The 24,052-nt window shown below is 65.4% G+C and carries 21 protein-coding genes; 9 read left to right on the plus strand and 12 right to left on the minus strand.

Going from position 1 to position 24,052, the window contains the following annotated elements:
* Positions 1-17: 17 nt before the first annotated feature.
* Complete coding sequence (locus tag FJV43_RS20210; protein ID WP_239620225.1) at positions 18-824, plus strand: DUF3108 domain-containing protein; 807 nt, start codon at positions 18-20, stop codon at positions 822-824.
* A gap of 526 nt (positions 825-1,350) precedes the next feature.
* Here FJV43_RS20210 and FJV43_RS20215 read toward each other — a convergent pair.
* On the minus strand, positions 1,351-1,662 hold the full coding sequence (locus FJV43_RS20215) for a hypothetical protein (RefSeq protein ID WP_239620227.1): 312 nt from the start codon (positions 1,660-1,662) through the stop codon (positions 1,351-1,353).
* Positions 1,663-1,695: 33 nt separating this feature from the next.
* Here FJV43_RS20215 and FJV43_RS20220 point away from each other — a divergent pair, with 33 nt between their 5' ends.
* From FJV43_RS20220 to FJV43_RS20235, 4 genes are all read left to right on the plus strand, one after another.
* Positions 1,696-5,133 carry a helicase-related protein gene (locus FJV43_RS20220; protein WP_239620229.1) on the plus strand — a complete coding sequence of 1,146 codons (3,438 nt, stop codon included), beginning with the start codon at positions 1,696-1,698 and terminating at the stop codon, positions 5,131-5,133.
* Positions 5,134-5,254: 121 nt separating this feature from the next.
* Positions 5,255-5,479 carry a S4 domain-containing protein gene (locus FJV43_RS20225; RefSeq protein ID WP_239620231.1) on the plus strand — a complete coding sequence of 75 codons (225 nt, stop codon included), beginning with the start codon at positions 5,255-5,257 and terminating at the stop codon, positions 5,477-5,479.
* Positions 5,480-5,611: 132 nt separating this feature from the next.
* A complete protein-coding gene (fdxA, locus tag FJV43_RS20230; RefSeq protein WP_018643465.1) occupies positions 5,612-5,950 on the plus strand; it encodes a ferredoxin FdxA in 339 nt (112 codons plus the stop codon).
* A gap of 344 nt (positions 5,951-6,294) precedes the next feature.
* Complete coding sequence (locus tag FJV43_RS20235) at positions 6,295-7,122, plus strand: CarD family transcriptional regulator (protein ID WP_239620233.1); 828 nt, start codon at positions 6,295-6,297, stop codon at positions 7,120-7,122.
* Between the two features lie 336 nt (positions 7,123-7,458).
* Here the strand turns inward: FJV43_RS20235 and FJV43_RS20240 are convergent, their stop codons facing one another.
* Genes FJV43_RS20240 through cyoA form a run of 7 tightly spaced genes read right to left on the minus strand, consistent with a single transcriptional unit; the run spans position 7,459 to position 14,399 of the window.
* A complete protein-coding gene (locus tag FJV43_RS20240; protein ID WP_124162758.1) occupies positions 7,459-7,992 on the minus strand; it encodes a response regulator transcription factor in 534 nt (177 codons plus the stop codon).
* Complete coding sequence (locus tag FJV43_RS20245) at positions 7,982-9,385, minus strand: ATP-binding protein (protein ID WP_239620235.1); 1,404 nt, start codon at positions 9,383-9,385, stop codon at positions 7,982-7,984. Before FJV43_RS20245 ends, FJV43_RS20240 begins: the two co-directional genes overlap by 11 nt.
* Complete coding sequence (locus FJV43_RS20250) at positions 9,357-10,208, minus strand: SURF1 family protein (RefSeq protein ID WP_239620236.1); 852 nt, start codon at positions 10,206-10,208, stop codon at positions 9,357-9,359. The genes FJV43_RS20245 and FJV43_RS20250 overlap by 29 nt, the downstream gene beginning before the upstream one ends.
* 13 nt (positions 10,209-10,221) lie before the next feature.
* Complete coding sequence (cyoD, locus tag FJV43_RS20255; protein ID WP_239620238.1) at positions 10,222-10,602, minus strand: cytochrome o ubiquinol oxidase subunit IV; 381 nt, start codon at positions 10,600-10,602, stop codon at positions 10,222-10,224.
* The gene (cyoC, locus tag FJV43_RS20260; protein WP_239620239.1) at positions 10,599-11,228 is read right to left on the minus strand and encodes a cytochrome o ubiquinol oxidase subunit III; all 630 of its coding nucleotides are present in this window, start codon (positions 11,226-11,228) and stop codon (positions 10,599-10,601) included. Before cyoC ends, cyoD begins: the two co-directional genes overlap by 4 nt.
* Positions 11,229-13,226, minus strand: a complete 1,998-nt coding sequence (gene cyoB / locus FJV43_RS20265; RefSeq protein ID WP_239620241.1) for a cytochrome o ubiquinol oxidase subunit I — start codon at positions 13,224-13,226, stop codon at positions 11,229-11,231.
* Positions 13,227-13,238: 12 nt separating this feature from the next.
* Positions 13,239-14,399, minus strand: a complete 1,161-nt coding sequence (gene cyoA / locus FJV43_RS20270; protein ID WP_239620243.1) for a ubiquinol oxidase subunit II — start codon at positions 14,397-14,399, stop codon at positions 13,239-13,241.
* Between the two features lie 181 nt (positions 14,400-14,580).
* Between cyoA and FJV43_RS20275 the strand changes: the two genes are divergently transcribed.
* A complete protein-coding gene (locus FJV43_RS20275) occupies positions 14,581-15,924 on the plus strand; it encodes an MFS transporter (RefSeq protein WP_239629517.1) in 1,344 nt (447 codons plus the stop codon).
* Positions 15,925-16,064: 140 nt separating this feature from the next.
* Here the strand turns inward: FJV43_RS20275 and FJV43_RS20280 are convergent, their stop codons facing one another.
* Positions 16,065-17,456, minus strand: a complete 1,392-nt coding sequence (locus tag FJV43_RS20280; protein WP_239629519.1) for a M48 family metalloprotease — start codon at positions 17,454-17,456, stop codon at positions 16,065-16,067.
* A gap of 138 nt (positions 17,457-17,594) precedes the next feature.
* On the minus strand, positions 17,595-18,371 hold the full coding sequence (locus FJV43_RS20285) for a thermonuclease family protein (RefSeq protein WP_239620244.1): 777 nt from the start codon (positions 18,369-18,371) through the stop codon (positions 17,595-17,597).
* A gap of 279 nt (positions 18,372-18,650) precedes the next feature.
* Between FJV43_RS20285 and FJV43_RS20290 the strand changes: the two genes are divergently transcribed.
* The 3 genes from FJV43_RS20290 to FJV43_RS20300 all read left to right on the plus strand — a co-directional run bounded on the left by FJV43_RS20290 (position 18,651) and on the right by FJV43_RS20300 (position 21,532).
* Positions 18,651-19,856, plus strand: coding sequence for an ABC transporter substrate-binding protein (locus tag FJV43_RS20290; RefSeq protein ID WP_239620246.1), 1,206 nt, complete (start codon positions 18,651-18,653; stop codon positions 19,854-19,856).
* 135 nt (positions 19,857-19,991) lie between these two features.
* Positions 19,992-20,783, plus strand: a complete 792-nt coding sequence (locus tag FJV43_RS20295) for an enoyl-CoA hydratase (RefSeq protein WP_239620248.1) — start codon at positions 19,992-19,994, stop codon at positions 20,781-20,783.
* A 2-nt stretch (positions 20,784-20,785) separates the two neighbouring features.
* Entirely contained in the window at positions 20,786-21,532 is a 747-nt protein-coding gene (locus FJV43_RS20300) for a hypothetical protein (RefSeq protein WP_239629521.1), read from the plus strand.
* A 346-nt stretch (positions 21,533-21,878) separates the two neighbouring features.
* Here the strand turns inward: FJV43_RS20300 and FJV43_RS20305 are convergent, their stop codons facing one another.
* Both FJV43_RS20305 and FJV43_RS20310 read right to left on the minus strand, forming a co-directional pair.
* Positions 21,879-22,691, minus strand: coding sequence for an enoyl-CoA hydratase/isomerase family protein (locus tag FJV43_RS20305; RefSeq protein ID WP_239620250.1), 813 nt, complete (start codon positions 22,689-22,691; stop codon positions 21,879-21,881).
* Positions 22,692-22,882: 191 nt separating this feature from the next.
* Positions 22,883-24,043 carry an acyl-CoA dehydrogenase family protein gene (locus FJV43_RS20310; RefSeq protein WP_239620252.1) on the minus strand — a complete coding sequence of 387 codons (1,161 nt, stop codon included), beginning with the start codon at positions 24,041-24,043 and terminating at the stop codon, positions 22,883-22,885.
* Between the last annotated feature and the right edge of the window lie 9 nt (positions 24,044-24,052).

Genomic DNA, 24,052 nt, shown 5'->3' on the forward strand with positions numbered 1-24,052 from the left:
GCCTGGCCGGATGGCTGATGGCGCTTTGCGCGCTGGCCCTGGCGTGGGGCGCAGTGCCGGCCGCAGCGCAAGGCAAGCTCGAGGCGCAGTATGAGGCCTCGCTGGCGGGCATTCCCGTCGGCAAGGGCGCCTGGAACATCGATATCCAGGACGACGTGTTTTCGGCGGCGGCCGCCGGCGGCACCACGGGGCTGCTGAAGTCCTTCACGGGCGGCTCGGGCACCGGCGCCAGCCAGGGGCGCGTCGTCAACGGCGCGCTGGTGGCGACCGGCTACCAGGCCTCCACCACCACCCAGAAGAAGACCGAAGAAATCCGCATCACCCTCGACAAGGGCAATGTGAAGGATTTTGCGATCCTCCCCGAACCGCCGGTCGACCCTGATCGTATCGTCGTCACCGAGGCGCATCGCCGCGGCGTCTGGGACCCCATGACGGCCTCGCTCCTGCGCGTGCCCGGCAGCGGCGATCCCGTTTCGCCGGACGCCTGCCACAACGGCGCGCCGGTGTTCGACGGTCGCATGCGCTACGACCTCAAGCTCGATTTCAAGCGCATGGAGACCGTGAAGGCGGAGAAGGGGTACAAGGGCCCGGTCGTGGTCTGCTCGCTCTATTTCGTGCCTGTTGCCGGCTACATCCCCGATCGTCCCGTGATCAAATACCTCGCCGCCCAGCGCAACATCGAGATCGCCTTCGCCCCGGTCGCCGGCACGCGCATCCTGGTCCCGTTCTGGCTGAAAGTGCCGACGCCGCTCGGACCGGCCATGCTGGAAGCCACCAGCTTCATCACCTCGGCCCAGCCGCCGCGCGTCGCCAAGACGCAGTAGGCCGGCGTTGGCTACCCACTCCTCTCCCTGACCGTCACCCTGAGGTGGCCGCTTCTTTCAGCGGCCCTCGAAGGGCGACAGCCCCCCTCTCGCCACGAGGATTTCAGCGCCAGCCGCCGCATCCGGGCCGTCTCATCCTTCGAGGCTCCCGGCGCGGCGCAAGCGCCGCGCCACTCGCGCCTCAGGATGACGGAGAAGAAGCGTAATTTTTTCAATCACTTCCCTACTGTGCATGGGGTTGTTCTCACGAAAAAGGCGTCCGGCCCCAGCACCAGCGTCATGGCCGGGCTTGTCCCGGCCATCCACGTCCTTGCTGCGCGGGGCCGAGAACGTGGATACCCGGGACGAGCCCGGGCATGACGGCAGAGCGAGACAACGGGAATCCATTTGACTCCGCCCCGATTCTGATTCGACTCCGCGCCGTCCCCAGCTTTAACCGATACGGCCGCTTGTGCGGCGGCCCGAACCTCCATCTAGTGCACAACCAGCACGAGTCCCGCGACATGTTGCGAGAACGGAACGGGACTCAACGGGGAGTCAGCGATTCGGCCGCGATTCGTTCTAGAGTCGTTCCGAAACTTAAGGCGAACGGGAAAAGCGTCGCAAAGTGAGACAGTTGCGGAGGGTTCGGCGAGGGCGTTCCCACACCCACGGTGTCATCGCCCGGCTTGACCGGGCGATCCAGTACGCCGAGGCGGTTGTGGTCGAGCGGAGAGGCCGCGCCGTACTGGATGCCCCGGTCGAGCCGGGGCATGACAGCGGAGTGCGTGGTTGCCGCGCAGCGTTCGGAGACATGGCCGACACCCAGCCCCCGGCCCGCCTCATCCAGCACTGACATTCGCCCAAATCGCCACTACCTAATCCCCCAGACATGGCTTTTTCCTCCTCCCCCTTCGCCTCCGAGCGCGCCCTTCACGATCGAGTGCCCGGCGCGGGCGTCACTGCGGTGCTCGGGCCGACCAACACCGGCAAGACCCATCTCGCCATCGAGCGGATGCTCGCGCATCCCTCGGGCATGATCGGCCTGCCGCTGCGCCTGCTCGCGCGCGAGGTCTACAACAAGATCGCCGACAGGGCCGGCGCCGCCAGCGTCGCGCTCGTCACCGGCGAGGAGAAGATCAAGCCGAAGAACCCGCGCTATTGGGTCTCCACCGTCGAGGCGATGCCCAGGGATCTCGACGTCTCCTTCCTCGCCGTCGACGAGGTTCAGATCGCCGCCGATCTCGAGCGCGGCCACGTCTTCACCGATCGGCTGCTCAACCGTCGCGGCCGCGACGAGACGCTGCTGCTGGGCGCCGCCACCATGCGCCCGATCATCGAGCGGCTGCTGCCGGGCGTGTCCATGATCACGCGGCCGCGCCTGTCGCAGCTCGAATTCGCCGGCGACCGCAAGATCACCCGCCAGCCGCGCCGCACCGCCATCGTCGCGTTCTCGGCGGATGAAGTTTACGCCATCGCCGAGCTGATCCGCCGCCAGCATGGCGGCGCCGCGGTGGTGCTGGGATCGCTCTCGCCCCGCACACGCAACGCGCAGGTGGCGATGTTCCAGAACGGCGACGTCGACTATCTCGTCGCCACCGACGCCGTCGGCATGGGCCTCAATCTCGATGTCGACCACGTCGCCTTCGCCTCCGACCGCAAGTTCGACGGCTACCAGTTCCGCCGCCTGACACCGGCCGAGTTCGCGCAAGTAGCCGGCCGCGCCGGCCGCGCCACCCGCAACGGCACCTTCGGCACCACGGGCCGCTGCGCGCCGTTCGAGCCCGAACTCGTCAACGCGCTGCAGAACCACACCTTCGATGCCGTGAAGGTGCTGCAATGGCGCAACTCGAAGCTGGATTTCTCCTCGCTCGGCGCGCTCCAGGTGTCGCTGAACCTCGCCCCCGGCCACGAGGCGCTGACGCGCGCGCCGATCGCCGAGGACATGCGCGTGCTCGACCACGCCGCCCGCGACGGCGAGGTGCGCGATATCGCGCACGGCAAGGCCGCCGTGGAACGGCTCTGGGAAGCCTGCCAGATCCCGGACTACAGAAAACTGTCGCCCGCCGCCCATGCCGAGCTGGTGACGACGCTGTACGGCTTCCTGATGCGGAAGGGCTGCATTCCCGACGCCTGGTTCGAGTCCCAGGTCACCCAGGCCGACCGCATCGACGGCGATATCGACACGCTGTCGGCCCGAATCGCCCAGATCCGCACCTGGACCTTCGTCGCCAACCGCCCGGACTGGCTGAGAGACCCGGAACGCTGGCAGGGGATCGCGCGGGAGGTCGAAAATAAATTATCGGATGCGCTCCATGAACGCTTGACTGAGCGTTTCGTTGATCGCCGGACCAGTGTATTGATGCGCCGCCTGCGGGAGAACACGAGCTTGAATACTGAAATCGGCAAGACCGGCGAAGTCATCGTCGAAGGCCATGTCATCGGCCGCCTCGACGGCTTCACCTTTGCACCGGATGCTGCGGAAGCAGGCTCCGATGCGAAAGCCTTGCAGGCCGCAGCGCAAGCGGTGCTCGCCGGCGAGATCAACGCGCGCGCCGAGAAGCTCGGCAACGCGCCGGACGAGCAGTTCGTGCTGACCTCGGAAGGCATCATTCGCTGGACCGGCGATGCCGTGGCGCGGCTGTCTGCCGCAGACGACGCGCTGCATCCGCGCATCCGCATCATCTCCGACGAGCGCCTGACCGGCGGCCCGCGCGACAAGGTGCAGGCGCGGCTCGAGCTCTGGCTCAAGACGCATATCGAAAAGCTGCTCGGGCCGATGTTCGAGCTGTCGAAGGCCGAGGACGTCACCGGCATTGCCCGCGGCATCGCCTATCAGCTGGTCGAGGCGCTCGGCGTGCTCGAGCGCCCGAAGATCGCGAACGAGCTGAAGGATCTCGACCAGTCCTCGCGCGCCGTGCTGCGGAAATACGGCGTCCGCTTCGGCGCCTACCACATCTATTTCCCCGGCCTGCTCAAGCCCGCCGCGCGCGCACTCGCTGCGCTGCTCTGGGCGCTGAAGCAGGACAATGTCGATCTCTCCGCGCTCTCGGGCGCGCAGCATCTGGCGTCGTCGGGCCGCACCTCGTTCCCGGTCGACAAGCAGCTGCCGCGCGATGCCTATCGCGTGCTCGGCTACAAGCAGGCCGGTGAGCGCGCCGTGCGCGTCGACATCCTGGAGCGGCTGGCCGATCTGATCCGCCCGGCGCTGGCGTGGCGCGAGAACTCGCCCGGCGAAAAGCCCGCCGGCGCATTCGACGGCCGCAGCTTCGTGGTCACGCAGGCGATGACCTCGCTGACGGGATCGGCCGGCGAAGACTTCGCCTCTGTGCTGCGCGCGCTCGGCTATCGCATGGAGAAGCGTCCGCCGCTGCCGCCGAAGCCGGTCGTCGTCGAAACGGTTGCGGCCGAAACGGTTGTAACCGAAACGGTTGCGGCCGAGACGCCGCCCGCCGAGGGCAGCGCGGAGACCTCGACCGAGGCTTCGACCGGGACCGCGGCGGAGGCCGTTGCCGGCCTGCCGGCGGAATCGACCGCCTCCACCGAAGCCGCTGATCAGTCCGTCACGGTCGAAGACGCGCCCGGCATGGAGCCGCACGACGAGCCCGCCCATGAGGAGCCGGCGCTCGAAGCCGCTCCCGAGACCCCCGTCACGCCCGAAGATGCCCCCGGCATTGCGCCGCCGGCAGAAGAGGCTGCGACGTCCCCCGAGGCTGCCGGCCTCGAAGCCGCTGCCGCCGAGACGGCCGCGACCGAAGCCGCCGCAGCCCCCGACGCTGCCGCGCCTGAGGCGGCAGTCGCGCCCGCAGAGCCCGAGCTGGTCGAGGTCTGGCGCCCGGCCGGCCGTCACGAGGACCGCAAGCCGCGCCACGAGCGCCATCGCCACCAGCGTCACCATCAGCCGCGTCCGCAGGCGGGGGCCGAAGCTGGCGCGGCCGCACCCGCCGAAGCCGCCGAAGGCGCGAAGCCGGGACATCGTCACGGCGGCGGTCGCCGCGATGGCGGCAGGGACTTCCGCAAGCCGCGCGAAGGCGGTGCGGACGGCGCGCCGCGTCCCGAGGGCCGCGACGACAGGAATCGTCGTTTCGAGGGCAAGGGCGGCGACAAGGATCGCAACCGCGACAAGGGCAAGTTCGGCGGAGATCGCGACAAGGGCCGCGACAACCGTGGCCGCGACCGCGACAAGGGCCGCGACCGCCAGGGCGGTCCGTCGCTCCGTCCCTACGCCTCCAGCGCAAGCCCGCGCGAGCGCGACCGTCCCGCCGATCCGAACTCGCCCTTCGCCAAGCTTGCCGCGCTGAAGGAGCAGCTGTCCGGCCGGAAGGAGTAACGTCGCGTCTTCACGCGAAGTCCGGAGCGGTTCGCCTGAAGACAACGCGTCAGAAGGAGCAGGGAGTAGAGTCACGACGACCGAGCGGCAGCGCCTCGACAAATGGCTGTGGCATGCGCGGGTGGTGAAGGCCCGCACCTCCGCCGCCGAGCTCGTCGTCACCGGCCATGTCCGCATCAACGGCGCGCGCGAGACCTCGCCGGGGCATGCCGTCAAGATCGGCGACGTGCTCACCGTCGCGCTCGATCGCACGGTGCGCGTCCTGAAGGTGACGGGCTTCAACGAACGCCGCGGCGATGCTGCCTCGGCCCGGGTGCTCTACCAGGAGCTCGGCGAGCGCAATTAATTGCGCTTTGTATTCATTTCTTGGTCGATCAAACGGCGCAAAGCCGTCATGATCGGCCTCCCCGATCTTGCGGCGCCGGGCCATCCGCGCTACGCAAGCCACGACTTTTAAAAGAGCTTTTCGGAGCGTTGGATGACTTACGTCGTCACTGAAAACTGCATCAAGTGCAAGTACACCGACTGCGTCGAGGTCTGCCCGGTCGACTGCTTCTACGAAGGCGACAACATGCTCGTCATCCACCCCGACGAGTGCATCGATTGCGGCGTGTGCGAGCCGGAATGCCCGGCCGACGCCATCAAGCCGGACACGGAACCGGGCCTGGAAAAGTGGCTCCAGGTCAATGCCGACTACGCCAAGAGCTGGCCCAACATCACCCAGAAGAAAGAATCACCCGCCGACGCCAAGGAATTCGACGGCATGGAAGGCAAGTTCGAGAAATATTTTTCTCCGAACCCGGGCTCGGGCGACTAATTCGGGCCCAAACTTAACCCTAATAGCGGCGTTGCCGCCGAAAACCAGCCCTGAAGACCCCTAAATCATTGATTTTTGCGGGAAATGTGCTATATTGGGCACATTAAGCCGAACCCCGTCAGCCCGTTTGGCCCCTCTGGGTTCCCGTGAAACCAAATGTCGAACAGGGGCGTGGCAGTTTCCGCGCGCAGGCTGTGTCACAGAAAACGCGTAAAAAGAGTACTTCAGCGAGGGCTTCCCATAAGGAGGCCAAAAAAGTCGCCGCGGCCAGCCGTAGCGCATCCAAGGGTCGGACCGCGACGAAGGCGCCGGCTGCAAAGTCCTCGAAGAACAAAAGAAGCGCAATGCCTAACAAGACTGCCAAACCGGCCGCGAAAGCGACCGCTGCCAAGCCTGCTGCTGCCAAGCCTGTGACTGCAAAGCCGGTAACTGCCAAGGCTCCCGCTGCCGCTGCCAAGCCCGCGACGAAGGCTCCTGTTGCTGCTGCGCCTGCCAAGGCTCCCGCGGCGGCGAAGCCGGCTGCCAAGCCCGCTGCTGCGCCGAAGGTCGAGGAAAAGAAGGTCGTGACCCAGCGTCAGGGCTTCAAGGCCAACGAGTTCGTCGTCTATCCCGCTCATGGCGTCGGCCAGATCCTGGCCATCGAGGAGCAGGAGATCGCCGGTGCGAAGCTCGAGCTGTTCGTCATCAACTTCATCAAGGACAAGATGACGCTGCGCGTGCCCACCGCCAAGGTCGCCAATGTCGGCATGCGCAAGCTGTCCGATCCGGCGCTGGTCAAGAAGGCGCTGGAGACGCTCAAGGGCCGCGCCCGCGTCAAGCGCACCATGTGGTCGCGCCGCGCCCAGGAATACGAAGCGAAGATCAATTCGGGCGACATCGTCGCGATCGCGGAAGTCGTGCGCGATCTCTATCGCTCGGAGTCGCAGCCGGAGCAGTCCTACAGCGAACGCCAGCTCTATGAAGCGGCGCTCGACCGTCTCTCCCGCGAGATCGCGGTGGTGCAGCACTCGACCGAGACCGAAGCGGTCAAGGAGATCGAAGCCCAGCTCGCCAAGAGCCCGCGCCGCAACGCCAAGGCGGAAGCCGCCGAGGGCGAAGCCGACGCGGATGCCGAGGGTGAGTCGGACGATACCGATGGCGACGACACGACCGTCGCCGACGAGGCGGCGTAAGCCCCGCGTCGAACGCAAGAGATCAAAAGCCCGGCCGTTCGGCCGGGCTTTTTGTTCGAATGGTAGGCTGGGTTGAAGCGGAAAGTGTCTTGGTTGAGTCGATGCGTACGGAGAGCTCCGATCACCTCTCCCCGTCGGGGAGAGGTAATCGCCCGCGCCGATCGAGCCTGACTCCATCATGCTTTAGCCGTGCGATCGTGCGAAGCACAATCGCACCGCGTAACCCGCCAACGTCTGTGTCCGCATCGAAAGAAGTGGTGGGTTACAACGAGCAGATGCGCTTTGCGCATCTGCAGGTCCTACCTCACCACCTACGCGTGCTACGTTCTCGCTGCATCATTTCACCGGCCGCTTCTCGAGCTTCCTTGCCAGCGTCCGCCGGTGCATGCCCAGCCGTCGAGCCGCTTCCGAGATGTTGAACTCCGTCTCGATCAGGGTCTGGTGGATGCGCTCCCATTCCAGCGTCTTGATCGAGGTCGGCCGCGCATCGAGCGCGACCTCGGCGTTGCCTTCGGCCTTGTTGAAGGCGGCTTCGATGTCATCGGTGTTCGACGGCTTTGCCAGATAGTGGCATGCGCCCAGCTTGATCGCTTCGACGGCGGTGGAGATGCTGGCAAAGCCGGTCAACACCACGATCAGCATGTCCGGATCATGCGTGTGCAAGAGCTCGACGCAGGCAAGGCCCGAGGCGCCGCCGAGCTTGAGGTCGACCACGGCGTGGCCGAAGGAGCGTTGCTCCAGCACCTGGCGCACCTCCTCGATCGAGGCGGCGAGCACGACCTCGTAGCCGCGGCGCTCGAAGGAGCGCTTCAGCGTGCGGGCGAAGCCGGCGTCGTCCTCGACGACGATGAGGGAGCGGTCAGGCGTCAAAATTCCCTCCGATCGCGAGCGTTGCGAGCGGCAACGTCAGGCGCACCGTGGCGCCGCGCTTCCTGTGGTTCTCGGCGGTCACGGTGCCTCCCAATTTGCGTACGACATTCACCACCAGGAACAGGCCGAGCCCGCCGCCGGCGCGTCCCTTGCTCGAGTGGTAGGGCTTGCCGAGCTGCGCCAGCATCTCCGGCGCAAAACCCGGGCCGCGGTCGCTGATCGACAGCACCAGATTGTCGCCTTCGCGCTCGGCCACGAGCTCGACCCAGTCGCGCGAGACCTCATAGGCATTGTCGAGCACGTTGAAGATCACCTGCTTCAACGCGACGTCGGAGACGATCGCGACGTCCTCGCCGAACGTGTTGACGAAGTACAGCGTGCGCGCCGAGCGCGCGTTGCGCCACTCTTCGACCAGTGCCGTGACGAAGGCCGTCACCGTCGTCGGCGAGGAGCCTTCGCCGCGCGCTTCGCCCGCCGACACCAGGATCCCCGTGACGATCGATTTGCAGCGTTGCAGCGATGTCTCCATCTCCGCAAGATCCTCGGCAAGCTCCGGATCGGCGGCGAGATCCGGCATGCGACGCCAGTCGCTGAGGATCACCGAGAGCGAGGCGAGCGGCGTGCCGAGCTCATGTGCCGCGCCGGAGGCGAGCAGGCCCATGCGCACGATGTGGTCCTGCTCGGCGGCATGCTGACGCAGCGCCGCCAGATGCGCATCGCGCTGGCGCAAATTCCTGTTGATGCGGGTGACGAACACCACCAGCAGCACGGCGTTGAGGACGAAGCCGAGCAGCATGCCTGTTACGGTGAGGGTGTAGGTCTCGCTCAGCGGATTAGGCGGCAGGTCGAGCGGCCGGTAGGCCAATGTCAGCCAGACGAAGCTCGCACAGGTCAGCGCGACCAGCGACCAGGTCGAGCGGGCATCAAGCAGCACCGCGCCCAGCGTCACCTGGAGCAGGAACAGCGAGGTGAAGGGATTGGTGGCGCCGCCGGACAAATAGAGCTGCGCGGTCAGCGCGGCGACGTCCAGCATCAGGGCGACCAGAAGCTCGTTGTTGGTGATCGCGGCGCGATGGCGCACCCAGACCAGGCTGGAGACGTTGAGCAGCACCAGCGCGCCGATGACCGCGGCCATCCGCTCCAATGGGAGGGGGATGCCCAGACCAAAATGCACGGCGCCGATGGTCACGATCTGGCCGACCACAGCGGTCCAGCGCAGCTGGATCAACAGCGCCATGTTCTTGCGGTTGGTCTCGTCGTCGGTCGGAGCGCTGCCGATCAACTCGCTGCGCGCATCGGCCTGCGACTGCAGCGTGACGGCGAGCCCGTCACGCGCAAGCGTCTGGGAAAGCGTTTTCCCGTCGTCAGGTCGGCTCGACGATCGTTCCAGCATCTGATCCCGTCCTTCGGGCGATGGCATCGGAGCCGCCGGCCGTTTCGTGGACGAAGCGCTTGCGGCGGAACAGCCCGCCGCCGAATGTGACGAAGAGTTTACCGGCCAGCATGAAAGCCAGGGCAAACCACGTCAGCGCGTAGATCAGGTGGTTATTGGGAAAGCGGATCACGGTCAATCCGCCGATCGGACCGCCGGCGATTTGTGATCCGGCGTCGGCATCGACGAAGAAGGGTGCGACGTCGTGAAGGCCGCGTTCCGCCGCAATCGCGGCGACGTCGCGTGAGTACCAGCGGTTGTGCTGGGGCGCGTTGTCCCGGAGAAATCCGCCCTTCGGCTCCGTCATGCGGATCAGGCCGGTGATCTCGACCTGACCGTCGGGATTGCCGCCCCTGCGCGTCGACGCGTCGCGCCGCTCGGATGGCACGAAGCCTCGATTGATCAGCACCAGCGTGCCGTCGCTGCGCTTCAGCGGCGTCAGCACCCAATAGCCGGGGCCTTCCTCGGTGACGGCCTGAACCAGAGTCTCGCGGTCATGCAGGAAACGGCCGCTGACGCTGACGTGCCTGTATTCGTCGTTCGCGGCGCTGATGGTGGGCCATGACGTGGGCGAGGGAACCGGCTGCGCCGGGGCATGAACGCGCTGCTCGACGCGGTCGATCAGCGCCAGCTTCCAGGCCCGGCGTTCGATCTGCCAAACTCCGAGCGCGACGAGAATTGCAAAGGCGATGAGCAAGAGCGCCGTGAGCCCCAAGGAAGGGGCACGCACAGCCTCGCTGCGCGTCCCCCCTGGCTTGCTCGTCACGGTCCGGGTCTTGCTCACTTCGGAGTCTCGCTTAGTTCATTCCCGGCATCTGATGCACCGGCATCATGTTGCTGTTGAGGTGGCTCATCACCCACAGCGAACCGGACAGCGCGATCACCACCATCACGATGGTGAAGATCAGCGCCATCATGCTCCAGCCGTTCTCGGAGGCCGTGTTCATGTGCAGGAAGTAGATCATGTGCACGACGATCTGCACGACCGCGAAGGCCATGATGACCAGCGCGGTGATCTGCTTGCTCGGAAGCGCCCCGCTCATCACCAGCCAGAACGGGATCGCGGTGAGCACCACCGAGAGCACGAAGCCGAGCAGATAGGTCGAGAACGTGCCGTGGGCGTGGCCGTCGCCGTGGTGATGATGGTCCGCATGGGCGGCGTGGGTATCGGTGTTCATCGCAGAACTCCCAGGAGATAGACGAAGGTGAAGACGCCGATCCAGACCACGTCGAGGAAGTGCCAGAACATCGACAGGCACATCAGGCGGCGGCGGTTGGCCTCGATCAGGCCGAACTTCTGGACCTGCACCATCAGCGTCACGAGCCAGATCAGGCCGCACGAGACGTGCAGGCCGTGGGTGCCGACCAGGGTGAAGAAGGCCGACAGGAAGGCGCTGCGCTGCGGCGTGGCGCCCTCGTGGATCATGTGGGCGAACTCGGTGAGCTCGATGCCGATGAAGGCAAGGCCGAACAGGCCGGTGATCGCCAGCCACATCTGGGTCTGGGCGACCTTGTTCTGCTGCATCGTCAGCATGGCAAAGCCATAGGTGATCGACGACAGCAGCAGCATCGAGGTGTTCACCGCGACCAGGTTCAGGTCGAACAGGTCCTTCGGGGCGGGGCCGGCGGCATAATTGCCGCCGAGCACGCCGTAGGTGGCGAACAGGATCGCGAAGATGAGACAGTCGCTCATCAGGTAGATCCAGAAGCCGAGCGCGGTGCTCCAGCCTTCCGGATGCGGATGTTCGTCGGCGAGATAGAACACCGGCTCGCCGGTTTGCGAGGGATTGACAGCGACAGTCATTTACTTGGCTCCGGCGAGCAGTTTGGTGCGCGCGTCCTCCGTCCGGATGATGTCTTCAGCCGGAATGTCGAAGTCGCGGTGATAGTTGAAGGTATGGCCGATCCCGACGGCGAGCATCGCGATGAAGCTCGCAGCCGCCAGCCACCACATGTACCAGATCAGGCCGAAACCCATCGCGGTGGCGAAGCCGGCGAGGATGATGCCGGTGCCGGTGCTGCTCGGCATGTGGATCGGCTTGAACCCGGTGAGCGGACGCTGATAGCCGCGCCTCTTCATGTCCCACCACGCGTCATTGTCGTGAACGACGGGGGTGAAGGCGAAGTTGTAGTCCGGCGGGGGCGAGGAGGTCGCCCATTCCAGCGTGCGCGCGTCCCAGGGATCGCCGGTGACGTCCTTGAGCTGCTCGCGCTTGAGCAGGCTGACCGCGAACTGCATCAGCATGGAGAGGATGCCGATGAAGATGAAGAGGGCACCGATCGCGGCGATGACGAACCAGATCTGAAGCGAGGGGTCTTCGAACACGCGCAGGCGGCGGGTCACGCCCATCAGGCCGAGCACGTAGAGCGGCATGAAGGCGAGGTAGAAGCCGGTGACCCAGAACCAGAACGACATCTTGCCCCAGAACGGATCGAGCTTGAAACCGAACGCCTTCGGGAACCAGTAGTTGATACCGGCGAACGCGCCGAACACCACGCCGCCGATGATCACGTTGTGGAAATGCGCGATCAGGAACAGGCTGTTGTGCAGGACGAAGTCGGCCGGCGGCACCGCGAGCAGAACGCCGGTCATGCCGCCGATCACGAAGGTCAGCATGAAGGCGATCGTCCACATCATCGGCAGTTCGTAGCGGATGCGGCCGCGATACATCGTGAACAGCCAGTTGAACATCTTCGCGCCCGTCGGGATCGAGATGATCATCGTGGTGATGCCGAAGAACGAATTGACGCTGGCGCCCGAACCCATCGTGAAGAAATGGTGCAACCACACCAGGTACGACAGGATGGTGATGACGACCGTGGCGTAGACCATGGAGGTGTAGCCGAACAGCCGCTTGCCCGAGAAGGTCGAGGTGACCTCGGAGAAGATGCCGAAGGCGGGGAGAACCAGGATGTAGACCTCGGGGTGGCCCCAGATCCAGATCAGGTTCACGTACATCATCGGGCTGCCGCCGAAATCGTTCGTGAAGAAGTTGGTTCCGACGTAGCGGTCGAGCGAGAGCAGCGCGAGCACGACGGTCAGGACGGGGAAGGAGGCGACGATCAGGACGTTGGTGCAGAGCGAGGTCCAGGTGAACACCGGCATCTTCATCATCGTCATGCCGGGGCAGCGCAGCTTGACGATGGTGCAGATCAGATTGATGCCGGATAGCGTCGTTCCGACACCGGCGACCTGCAGCGCCCAGATGTAATAGTCGACGCCGACATCGGGACTGTAGCCGATGTTCGAGAGCGGCGGATAGGCCAGCCAGCCGGTGCGGGCGAATTCGCCGATGAACAGCGAGGCCATCACCAGCACCGCGCCGCCGACCGTCATCCAGAAGCTGAAATTGTTCAGGAACGGGAACGACACGTCGCGTGCGCCGATCTGGAGCGGCACGACATAGTTCATCAGGCCCGTGACCAGCGGCATCGCCACGAAGAAGATCATGATCACGCCGTGGGCGGTGAAGACCTGGTCGTAGTGATGGGCGTTGAGATAGCCTTCGGAGCCGCCAAAGGCGAGCATCTGCTGGCCGCGCATCATCAGCGCATCGGCGAAGCCGCGCAGCAGCATCACGATGCCGAGGATCATGTACATGATGCCGATGCGCTTGTGGTCCACCGTGGTGAACCACTCGCGCCAGAGATAACCCCAGAGACGGAAGTAGGTGAGGCCGCCGAGCAGCGCCGCGCCGCCGAGCGCGACCACCACGAAAGTGCCGACGACGATCGGCTCGTGCAGCGGCAGTGACTCGAAGGTGAGCCGGCCGAAGATGAGCTTGAGAAAATCAGGAGACATGCTGGATCTCTATTAGGAGTCTGACTTCGGACGCTGTCCGAGGAAGAAGGACGAGGACTTGAGCGGCGTGAACGACGGCCGCTTCAGGCCGGCGCCGATGAGCGGCATGGTGTCGGTCGGGGCCGTGATCGAGGCGGTGGTCTTGCCCTGCGGCGCATCCGGCGTGCAGGTGCCGGCGACGAAGCTCGGCTCCGGCCCAAGCGCGGTGCCGCGGCGGGCGTATTTGTCGTAGGCCAGCGGCAGCGTGTTGTTCAGGCCCTGATGGCCGGCGCCGCCCTTGGCGTCGATCGCCATCATCTCGCTCTGGCACATCTTGCCGGTCTCCACGCACATGTTGAGGATCAGGCGGTAGAGATCGGCATCGACGGTGCCCCAGCGCCGCACCGGCTCGTTCTGGCTGGGCTTTTCGAGCTGGAGATATTCGGCGCGGCCGAGCGCGCCGCCGGCCGACTTGGCGCTGGCGATCCAGGCGTCAAAGCCCTTGTCGTCGAGGCCCTTGAAGTTGAAGTGCATGCCGGAGAAGCCGGCGCCGCTGTAATTCGCCGAGAACCCCTTGTAGGTGCCGGGGTGGTTGACGACGGCGTGGAGCTTGGTCTCCATGCCCGGCATTGCGTAGATCTGGCCGGCGAGCGCGGGGATGTAGAACGAGTTCATCACCGAGGAGGCGGTGATGCGGAAGTTGATCGGACGATCGACGGGCGCCGCCAACTCGTTGACGGTCGCAATGCCGTAGCCCGGATAGATGAAGAGCCACTTCCAGTCGAGCGCGACGACATCGACCTCGAGCGGGGCCTTGGACTGGTCCACGGCGCGGTCGGCATGAATGCGGCCGAGCGTGCGGTACGGATCTAGCAGATGCGTGCCCATCCAGGTCAGCGCGCCCAGGCAGACGATGATCAGCAGCGGCGCCGACCAGATCACCAGCTCGAGCTTGGTCGAGTGGTCCCATTCCGGCTCGTAGCGAGCGGCCGTGTTGGACTGGCGGTAGCGCCAGGCGAACAGCGCCGTCAGCGCCATCACGGGCAGGACGATCAGGAGCATCAGGACGGTGGAGATGATGACGAGGTCGCGCTGCTGGGCAGCGATGTCGCCGGCTGGCGCCAGCACGACGTAGTTGCAGCCGCTGAGCGCAGCTGCCAGGGGTAGTAGCGCCAGGATCTTGAGACGAGACACGGGCCGAGCCTTTGAGAATGAGTTTCCTTTGCGGGGGCAACGGGTAGCTGCGACGCAACAATCCGGACATTGGACAATTTGTCCAATGTTGCAGTGCAGAATGTTGGGACAGACAGAACCGGATTGCCTGGCCTTCGGCCGGGCGGTCGGCTTTGGTTTTCAGGACGTTAAGGGCGCACGAATGGCGACGGCACAGACCCCCGCAATGGCAGACCTCCACACGGGCGAGCACGGCCACGACCAGGCCAGTCCCGGCGAGATCGCTATCGGCGTCATCATCGGCCGCACCTCGGAATTCTTCGACTTCTTCGTCTTCGCGATCGCTTCGGTGATCGTGTTCCCGCGCCTGGTGTTTCCGTTCGCGAGCGAACTGACCGGCACCCTTTATTCGTTCATGATCTTCGCGCTGGCCTTCATGGCCCGGCCGATCGGCACCGTCATTTTCATGACGATCGACCGTGCCTACGGCAAGACGGCAAAGCTGATCTCGGCTCTCTTCCTGCTCGGCACCGCCACCGTGGCGCTCGCGTTCCTGCCCGGCTATCACGAGATCGGCGTCGCCGCGATCTGGCTGCTGGCGCTGGCGCGCATCGCGCAGGGTCTGGCCTGGGGCGGCGCCTGGGACGGCATGGCTTCGCTGCTGGCGCTGAACGCCCCGTCCTCCCAGCGCGGCTGGTACGCGATGGTGCCGCAGCTCGGCGCCCCGCTCGGACTGATCGTGGCGAGCGCGCTGTTCGCCTATTTCGCCGGCAATCTTTCCGCGGATGATTTCTTCGATTGGGGCTGGCGCTATCCGTTCTTCGTCGCCTTCGCCATCAACGTCGTGGCGCTGTTCGCGCGCCTGCGCATGGTGACGACGGAAGAATACGCCACGCTGTTCGAGACCCGCGAATTGCAGCCCTCGCGCATCTCCGAGACCGTCGCGCGCGAAGGCCAGAACATCATGCTCGGCGCATTCGCGCCGCTGGCGAGCTTCGCGCTGTTCCACATGGTCACGGTGTTTCCGCTGTCCTGGGTGTTCCTGTTCACCCGCGAGAGCCCGGTGCGCTTCCTGATCATCGAGATCGTCGCCGCCATGTTCGGTGTCGCCGCGATCGTGATCTCCGGCATCATCGCCGACCGCGTCGGCCGCAAATCGCTGCTGATGGGATCGGCGATCGCGATCGCGATCTATAGCGGCTTTGCCCCGCAGCTGCTCGATGCCGGCGCGTTCGGAGAGACCATCTACATGGTGATCGGCTTCATCCTGCTCGGCCTGTCCTTCGGCCAGTCCTCCGGCGCGATCGCCTCGAACTTCCGGCAGACATACCGCTACACGGCTTCGGCATTGACCTCGGACATGGCATGGCTGTTCGGCGCCGGCTTTGCCCCGCTGGTGGCGCTGCTGCTCGCCACCAATCTCGGCGTCATCGCTTCGGGTGCGTATCTGCTCTCGGGCGCGTTCTGGACCCTGCTCGCGCTCTGGCTCAGCGGCCAGCGCGAGGCCGGCGACATGGACGCGGGCGGCAAGGCCAGCAACGCATAGCCATCCGGCTTCAACGGGGGGAGCTGCAGGGTGGGCAAAGGCGCGTAGCGCCGTGCCCACCATTCCTTCAGCGATTGCGACGGAGAATGGTGGGCACGCTCCGCTTTGCCTACCCTACAGCTGGTGCAGCTTGGTGCGGGTCAATCCGCCACGATCTTCACGCGATCGCGCACCTTCACCTGCGCGGTGCGATCGAGGCCGTTCAGCACGCGGAAGCGCTCGGCGGGATGATCGACGCCGGCCATGCGGTGGGAGAGCGATTCCACGGTATCGCCGGGCTGCACGGTGATGACCTTGATGCGCAGCGGGCGCGCGGCCTGAATCTCTTCGAGAGTCAGGCGACGGAACGAGTTGACGGTCTCGCGCGCGTTGCGCTCGCTCTCGGTCGACTTCTGCCGTGTCGCGAAGATGAAGCGATAGACGTCGCTGCCGAAGCGCAGCGCATAGACCTTGAACTGCCACTGATCGCCCTTGGCGGTGGCGGACGCTGCCGGAAACCCGTTGATCGTGAGATCCTCGGTCGACGCCTTCTCGACGCCTTCCATCCAGCCCGAATTCAGGTAGTCGCCGAGCGACTGTTCGGCCGGCACGCGCACCACGTCGAAGCGCATCGCCTGCGCGCCGCCCTCGCGCACGCCGATCACGGCCTGCGCGGTGTTGTCGAGCGTGAAATTGTCCGGCGCCTGGAAGGTGAAGCCGAGCTTCGGATGCAGGAAACGCCGGCCGCGGACGAAGCCTTCGCTGGGATCTTCGCCATAGACGAGGTTGTCGATCGCGGCGAGATAGCTTTCGCGGTCGCGCTCGGCGCCCTCCGGCGCCGTGTATTGCCGCGCGATATTCTGCGCGTTCTGCACGCGTTCCGGGGTTGCCGGATGCGACGAAGTGAAATCCTGCGCGCGCGGATCGAGCGAGCTCTTGCCGGCCTTCAGCTCGGCATTGCGCTCCATCGCCGAGAGGAAGCGCGCCGCGCCATAGGGATCGAAATGTGCCTTGGCGGAAATGCCGACCCCGATGCCGTCGGCCTCGATCTCCTGCTTGCGCGAGAAACTCGCCATGGTGAGCTTGGTCTTGGCCAGCGCAAGCGCGGTGAGATCGGGATCGTTGCTCATGTCGGTGACGACGCGGGTGACGATCGCGGCCTGGCGGGCCTGGTCCTCGCGCATCGCGGCGTGCTTGGACAGCACATGCGCCATCTCGTGGCTGAGCACGGAAGACAATTCGGAGGTGTCGCTGGCGAGCGCGAGCAGGCCGCGCGTGACATAGAGCTGGCCGTTCGGCAGCGCGAACGCGTTCACCGCGCCGGAATTGAGGATGGTGACCTTGTAGCCCTGATCGGGGCGGTCGGAAGCCGCGACCAGCCGGTCGACGGTCTTGCTGACCAGCGCCTCGAGCCTGGGATCGTCATAGGTGCCGCCATAGCTCGCCAGGATGCGCTCGTGCTCCTTCTCGGTGGCGGGGGTTTGCGCCACGGCGGGCTTCGGCTTCGGCATCATGACGGTCGCCGGGGCCGCCGCGGTCTGGAACCGGCCCATATCGCCGCAACCGGCGAGAACAGCCGTGCCCAGAACAAGGCACAGCGCGGCCGGCGCCGCCCGCAGGCGGCGGCGTTCAACCCGTACGTGCCGTTCTAGCACCCCATCCACGTCGCTTAACCCGTGCCTGGCCTGATCTTAAGGCCTTACCCCTGTCGGCTCGTTTGCGCCCAGCAACTCGACCTGCCCCACGAGTCGCACATCGATGCGCGGCCCCGTACTCCCCTCAACCCAGCCCCGAACTCGAATACGCCGATTCTCCAGGGACTTAAGGCTGATACCGGCGCCTTCGAACGCCGGCAGCGTGCGCTTTGAAATAGTCACGGCAAAGCCACGTGTCCAGTTCCGTCCAAAGTTGAGGTAGGTCGTTGCCCCAGCTTGCCGGACCGACAGGACTTTGCCCTCGACCACCGTAAAGCGCCCGATCTCCGCCAAAATATCGTCCGGACTTTCCGCGTTTTTTATGGCCGACAGGTCAGCCCAGCTGCCCATTTTTTGGCGCCGTGCCGCGGCTTCTGACGCCATCAGGGAGGCCGCGCAGTCCTTGTCCGCGATCTCGGCAGAGACCATGGCGCTGCCCTGGGCGAGCAGCGTGGCCTGCACCGGGGTGTCGCTTCCGCCGATGAAGACCAGCGCCCCTTGGCGGCCGTAGCGATCGGGCGTGTCGTCAGCACCGCGGAGTATGACGTCGCGGCCGGCGAGCAGCGATGTCAGCGCCTGCTTCGTCGTCGCCGTCGGCTCGATCCCGCTAAGGCGAATTTCGCGGCCGTCGTCGAGACGCACGCTGCGCGCATCGACGATCGCGGCAACGCGGCCTTCGTCTTGGGATTGGGATTCGAACTGGCACGGATTGGCGAGCGCGGCGCTTCTCGCGACGAGAAGACATGCGACGATGAGATGAAGCAGTCGCGTCACGTGACCCGGAGAGGTTGCGTTGCGGGCGGATCATAACTCAAGCGTCGTGAGCCGCGAAGAGTCTTCCTCACAATGACGGCGCGGAGGCGCATTTCCGCATCTCACCATTCCGCTTTGCGGAAAACGCGCACGGCAATCGTGTGCTCTCAACGCCCGCGCGCTTGCTGCGCTGTTGCGCATGCGGCAGGATTGCGGCAATAGCGATAGCGAACAGCTATAGCCAAGAGCAATAACCAAGCCGCCATCAGAGTACGGCGCGATAAAGGGAGATCGTTTTCGATGAAGAGACTTTTGCCTGGCATTTTTGCCGCCGCTTTTGCCTTGAGTGCAAGCGCCGCGCAGGCTCAGGACAAGCCGCCGCTGAAGATCGGCGGAATCCTCGACATGTCGAGCCTGTATGCCGACATCACCGGTCCCGGCAGCGAGACTGCGGCCAAAATGGCCGTCGAGGATTTCGGTGGCGAGGTGCTGGGGCGCAAGATCCAGGTGCTGGCGGCCGACCATCTCAACAAGGCGGATCTCTCCGCCAACATCGCCCGCGACATGCTCGACAACCAGGGCGTCGAGATGATCTACGACGTCGCGGCCTCCGCGACCGCGCTTGCTGCCGGCGAGATCGCGAAAGCGCGCAACAAGATCATCATCTTCAATGGCCCGGGCTCGATCCGTCTCACCAACGAGGCCTGCGGTCCCTACACCGTGCACTACGTGTTCGACACCTACGGCCAGGCCAACGTGACCGGCCTTGCGGCCGTGAAGTCGGGTCTCGACACCTGGTTCTTCCTCACCGCCGATTACGCTTTCGGCCAGGACCTGGAGAAGGACACCGGCAGCGTCGTGACCAAGACCGGCGGGAAGGTGCTCGGCAGCGTGCGCCATCCGCTCAACACGTCGGATTTCTCCTCGTTCCTGCTGCAGGCCCAGGCCTCCAAAGCCAAAGTCATCGGGCTCGCCAATGCCGGCGGCGACACCGTCAACGCGATCAAGCAGGCGGCCGAGTTCGGCATCACCAAGGGCGGCCAGAAGGTCTCGCCGCTGCTCGCCTTCGTCTCCGATATCGATTCGATCGGGCTCGAGACCGCGCAGGGCCTGTTGTTGGCCGAGGCGTTCTACTGGGACCTCAACGACGACACGCGCGCCTTCTCGAAGCGCTTCATGGAGCGTACCAAGCGGGTGCCGACCTCGGCGCAGGCCGGCGTCTATTCTTCCGTCACCCATTACCTGAAAGCCGTGAAGGCAGCCGGCACGACCGACGCCGCGGCGGTGATCAAGGTGATGAAGGAGACGCCGATCAACGACTTCTTCGCCAAGAATGGCAAGATCCGCGAGGACGGCCGCATGATCCACGACATGTATTTGTTCGAGGTGAAGAAGCCGTCGGAGTCCAAGGGCCGCTGGGACGACTACAAGCTGCTCGCCACCGTCCCCGGCAACGAGGCGTTCCAGTCACTGGAGCAGTCGCGCTGCCCGCTGGTGAAGAAGTGACGCGAAGCGTCATCCCGGGGCGCGCGTGAGCGCGAGCCCGGGATCTCGAGGTTCTCAGGTGCGCAATCGCGCACCGGGGTTCTCGCTGCGCGAGCCCGGAACGACGGAGCAAAGCAACAACAAGGGAGACGTCCTGTGAGCAACGACATGGTCCTGCAGAAGCTCGAAGGCGGGCTGCTCACCATCACGATGAACCGGCCGGAGCGGAAGAACGCGCTCAATCCAGAGATGGTCGCCGGGCTGGTCGAAGCGGCGCGGCGCGCGGCTGATGATCCGGAGGTACGGGCGGTGCTGTTCAAGGGCGCGGGCGGCTCCTTCTGCGTCGGTGGCGACGTCAAGTCGATGGCAGCAGGCCGCGCACCGCTGCCGTTCGAGCAGAAGCTTGCGAATCTGCGCCGCGGCATGGAGGTCTCGCGCATCCTGCATCAGATGCCCAAGCCCGTGGTGGCGCAGCTCGATGGCGCCGCGGCCGGCGCGGGCCTGTCGATGGCGCTGTCCTGCGACCTGCGCATCGCCTCCGAATCCTGCAAGATCACCACCGCCTTTGCCAAGGTCGGATTCTCCGGCGATTACGGCGGGACCTATTTCCTGACGCAACTGCTCGGCAGCGCGCGGGCGCGTGAGCTCTACCTGATGTCGCCGGTGCTCACGGCCAGGGAAGCGCATGCGATCGGCATGGTGACCAGGGTCGTGCCCGACGCCGAGATCGATGCCGCCGCGCACGAGCTCGCGCTATCGCTGGCGCAAGGCCCGTCGATCGCGCTCGGCTTCATCAAGCGCAACATCAACAATGCCGAGCATCTGGCGCTGGAGGATTGCTTCGACGGCGAGGCGATCCATCACACCCGCTGCGGCGACACCGAGGACCACAAGGAGGCCGCCAAGGCCTTCGTCGAGAAGCGTAAACCCACATTCAAGGGCGCATGACCATGGCGCCCTATATGCGGCTGCGGCAGATCTGCCTGGTCGCGCCGCAGCTCGCGCCCGTCGTTTCCGACATCGCGGAGATCATGGGCCTTTCCGTCTGCTATCGGGACGGCAATGTCGCCAAATACGGCCTGGAGAACGCGCTGCTCCCGGTCGACACGATCTTGCTCGAGGTGGTGGCGCCCTTCAAGGACGGCACCACGGCCGGCCGCTTCATCGAGAAGACCGGCGGCCGCGGCGGCTATATGGCGATCTTCTGCTGCAACGATCCGGACGAGCGCGGCCGCAACGCCAACGCGCTCGGTGTGCGCACCGCCAACGTCATCGACCATGCGCCCTATCACGGCGTGCAGCTCCACCCGCGCGACTGCCGCGCCGCCTTCATCGAGTTCAACCACACCGAAGGCAGCGACGACATTCTGGGCCCCTATCCGCCGGCGGGGCCGGACTGGCAGAAATTCATTCGCAAGGATGTGACGCAGGCGCTGACGGCCGTGGAGATGCAGAGCCCGGACCCGCAGGGGCTGGCGGAGCACTGGGGGAAGATCATCGGAGTTGCGGCTGATGGCTTCGCGTTGAAGCTGCCCAACGCGACCTTCCGCTTCGTGAAGGGCGCCAGCGAGATCATGAGCGCGCTGGAGTTTCGGGTGACCGACGTCGCACGCGTGCTGCATGCCGCGCGAGCGAAGGGGCACGCGGTCGCGGGGAATGAGTTCTTGCTGGGCGGGGTGACGTTTCGCGTGAGCTGATCCTATTCGTTATCCGTCACCCTGAGGTGCTCGCCTCTTCGGCGAGCCTCGAAGGGCGACGGCCACTGGCCCGGCCGTTCATCCTTCGAGGCTCTCAGCACGGCGCTATGCACCGTGCTGTTCGCACCTCAGGATGACGGTTCGAGACGGCCGCGAGGAGATACGGGGGTGTAGAACAAGAGCAAGATCCGGAAAAGTGCGCAGCGAAGCGTAGGGTGGGCAAAGCGACTTGTCCGCCATAGCTCGAAGAGCGACGGCGGAAGCGTGCCCACGCCTCTTCTCATTGGGAGCACAATGGTAGGCACGGCGCTTACGCGCCTTTGCCCATCCTACGGCATCGCCGCAATCACCTTCCCTTGAAATTCGCCGCGCGCCGCTCTTCTGTCGCCTTCACACCTTCCTTGAAGTCTTCCGTCGCGCGCAATCTGGTCTGCTCGGCGAGCTCGTGGTTGGTCGCGGCCATGACGCGGTCGGCGAGGCCGGCGCGCATGGTGGCGCGGGTGGAGAGCAGGCCGAGCGGGGAGCATTCGGCGATCTCGCCGGCGAGCTTCATCGCGGCCGATTTCACCTGGTCCTGCGGCACCAGCTCGTTGGCGAGGCCCCACTTGTAGGCCTCCTCGCCGGTGACGCGGCGGCTGGTGTAGAACATCAGCTCGGCGTTGTTCTTGCCGATCAGCTCGGGCAACGTCACGGTCAGGCCGAAGCCGGGATGAAAGCCGAGTTTGGTGAAGTTCGCGGAGAAGCGCGCCTCGGGGCAGGCGACGCGGAAATCGGCCGACACCGCGAGCCCGAGTCCGCCGCCGATGGCCGCGCCCTGAACGGCGGCAACGATCGGCTTCTTGGCGCGGAAGATGCGCACCGCCTGGATGTAGAGATGGTTGATCGGGCCGAGGCTGTCGGCCGGATCGCCCTTCTTGTCGGCTTCGCGCGCCTCCTGCGCCTGCCGCGCCGGATCGCCGAAATTGGCGCCGGCGCAGAACGCCTTGCCCTGCGCTGAGAGCACGGAAGCGCGGATCTCGATGTCGCGATCGAACTCTTCCAGCGCATCCGCGATCTGGTTGATCAGCGATATGTCGAAGAAGTTCAGCGGCGGGCGGCGGATCTCGATGGTGCCGACATGCCCGACCTTCTCGACGCCGATATCCTTGTAGGTGCTCATTTCTAATCTCCAGTATCTCAGTAGCGAAGAATCACCTCTCCCATTGGAGAGGTCGATTTGCGCCAGCAAATCGGGTGAGGGGATCAGCTCCTCTATCGTGGGACCCTAACCCCTCACCCGGCGCTACGCGCCGACCTCTCCCGATGGGAGAGGTTGACGGAGCGCGAGGAGACAGGTCCGATCCCATCAGCTTAGCGCAAGCCAAGTCCGCGGGCGATGATGCCGCGCAGCACCTCGGTGGTGCCGCCCTGAATGGTGAGTTTCGGGGCGGTCTTGATGGCGAAGTCGAGCTGCCGCTCCAGCGTCTCGCGGTTGCTCGCGGTCTCCTCGACGAAGGCGGCGAGATCGCGCACGCGGTGCGGAAGCTGCTGCTCCCAGACCGTGCCGATGTCCTTGACGATGGACGCTTCGACCACCGGCTCCTTGCCGGCTTCCAGCATGCCGGCAACCGAGACCGACATGCGCCGCATGGTGTGGAGTTGCGCCACCAGCCGGCCGATGCCCTCGGCGCTGCGCGTGTCCGGATTGGGACCGACTGCGCGCACCAGCTCGGTCAGCACGTAATAGGTTTCGAGGAAGCGCTCGGGGCCCGAGCGCTCGTAGGCGAGCTCCGAGGTGGCCTGCTTCCAGGCGCCGTCGACCTCGCCGAGCACGTGATCGTCGGGAATGAAGTGGTCGGTGAAGACGACCTCGTTGAATTCGTACTGTCCGGTGATCTGGCCGATCGGGCTCACCTTGATGCCCGGCTGCTTCATCTTGACCAGGAACTGCGTCAGGCCGTGGCGGCGGTTCTCCTTGGTCGGCGGCGAGGTCCGGAAGATCGCGATCATGTAGTCGGCGATGTGTGCCGACGAGGTCCAGATCTTGGTGCCGTTGATGAGATAGCCGCCGTCGGTCCTGGTCGCGCGCGTCTTCGCCGCAAACAGGTCGGAGCCGGAGTTCGGCTCGCTCATGCCGATGGCGAAGCAGATCTCGCCGCGGCAGATGCGCGGCAGGATCTCCATCTTGATGTGCTCGGGCGCGTATTTCAGCAGCACCGGCCCGCTCTGGCGGTCGGCGACGAAGAAGCGCCGAGTCGGCGCGTTGGCGACGCGCATCTCCTCGGTCACGACGTAGCGTTCGAGGAAGGAGCGTTCCTGGCCGCCATATTTCTTCGGCCAGGTCATCCCCAGCCAGCCCTTGGCGCCGACCCGGCGGGAAAATTCCGGCGCGTCGGTGTCCTCGCGGTTGGGCTTGTGCGGATCGAAGGTGCCGGCGGCGATTTCCTCGGCGAGGAAGGCGCGCACCTCCTTGCGCAGCTGTTCGCACTTCTCCGGCAGGCGGATCGGATCGAAACGGAGGGCAGCGGTCATTGTTGTCTC

The sequence above is a fragment of the Bradyrhizobium sp. I71 genome, from assembly GCF_022354745.1.
GTDB lineage: Bacteria > Pseudomonadota > Alphaproteobacteria > Rhizobiales > Xanthobacteraceae > Bradyrhizobium > Bradyrhizobium liaoningense.

Excerpts from the sequence above, each read along its gene's own strand:
- FJV43_RS20210 (WP_239620225.1), top strand. The coding sequence starts at position 18 with ATGGCGCTTTGCGCGCTGGCCCTGGCGTGGGGCGCAGTGCCGGCCGCA.
- FJV43_RS20215 (WP_239620227.1), bottom strand. The coding sequence starts at position 1,662 with ATGTCAGTGCTGGATGAGGCGGGCCGGGGGCTGGGTGTCGGCCATGTC.
- FJV43_RS20220 (WP_239620229.1), top strand. The coding sequence starts at position 1,696 with ATGGCTTTTTCCTCCTCCCCCTTCGCCTCCGAGCGCGCCCTTCACGAT.
- fdxA (WP_018643465.1), top strand. The coding sequence starts at position 5,612 with ATGACTTACGTCGTCACTGAAAACTGCATCAAGTGCAAGTACACCGAC.
- FJV43_RS20235 (WP_239620233.1), top strand. The coding sequence starts at position 6,295 with ATGCCTAACAAGACTGCCAAACCGGCCGCGAAAGCGACCGCTGCCAAG.
- FJV43_RS20245 (WP_239620235.1), bottom strand. The coding sequence starts at position 9,385 with ATGCTGGAACGATCGTCGAGCCGACCTGACGACGGGAAAACGCTTTCC.
- cyoD (WP_239620238.1), bottom strand. The coding sequence starts at position 10,602 with ATGAACACCGATACCCACGCCGCCCATGCGGACCATCATCACCACGGC.
- cyoC (WP_239620239.1), bottom strand. The coding sequence starts at position 11,228 with ATGACTGTCGCTGTCAATCCCTCGCAAACCGGCGAGCCGGTGTTCTAT.
- cyoB (WP_239620241.1), bottom strand. The coding sequence starts at position 13,226 with ATGTCTCCTGATTTTCTCAAGCTCATCTTCGGCCGGCTCACCTTCGAG.
- FJV43_RS20275 (WP_239629517.1), top strand. The coding sequence starts at position 14,581 with ATGGCGACGGCACAGACCCCCGCAATGGCAGACCTCCACACGGGCGAG.
- FJV43_RS20280 (WP_239629519.1), bottom strand. The coding sequence starts at position 17,456 with ATGGGCCGGTTCCAGACCGCGGCGGCCCCGGCGACCGTCATGATGCCG.
- FJV43_RS20290 (WP_239620246.1), top strand. The coding sequence starts at position 18,651 with ATGAAGAGACTTTTGCCTGGCATTTTTGCCGCCGCTTTTGCCTTGAGT.
- FJV43_RS20300 (WP_239629521.1), top strand. The coding sequence starts at position 20,786 with ATGGCGCCCTATATGCGGCTGCGGCAGATCTGCCTGGTCGCGCCGCAG.
- FJV43_RS20305 (WP_239620250.1), bottom strand. The coding sequence starts at position 22,691 with ATGAGCACCTACAAGGATATCGGCGTCGAGAAGGTCGGGCATGTCGGC.
- FJV43_RS20310 (WP_239620252.1), bottom strand. The coding sequence starts at position 24,043 with ATGACCGCTGCCCTCCGTTTCGATCCGATCCGCCTGCCGGAGAAGTGC.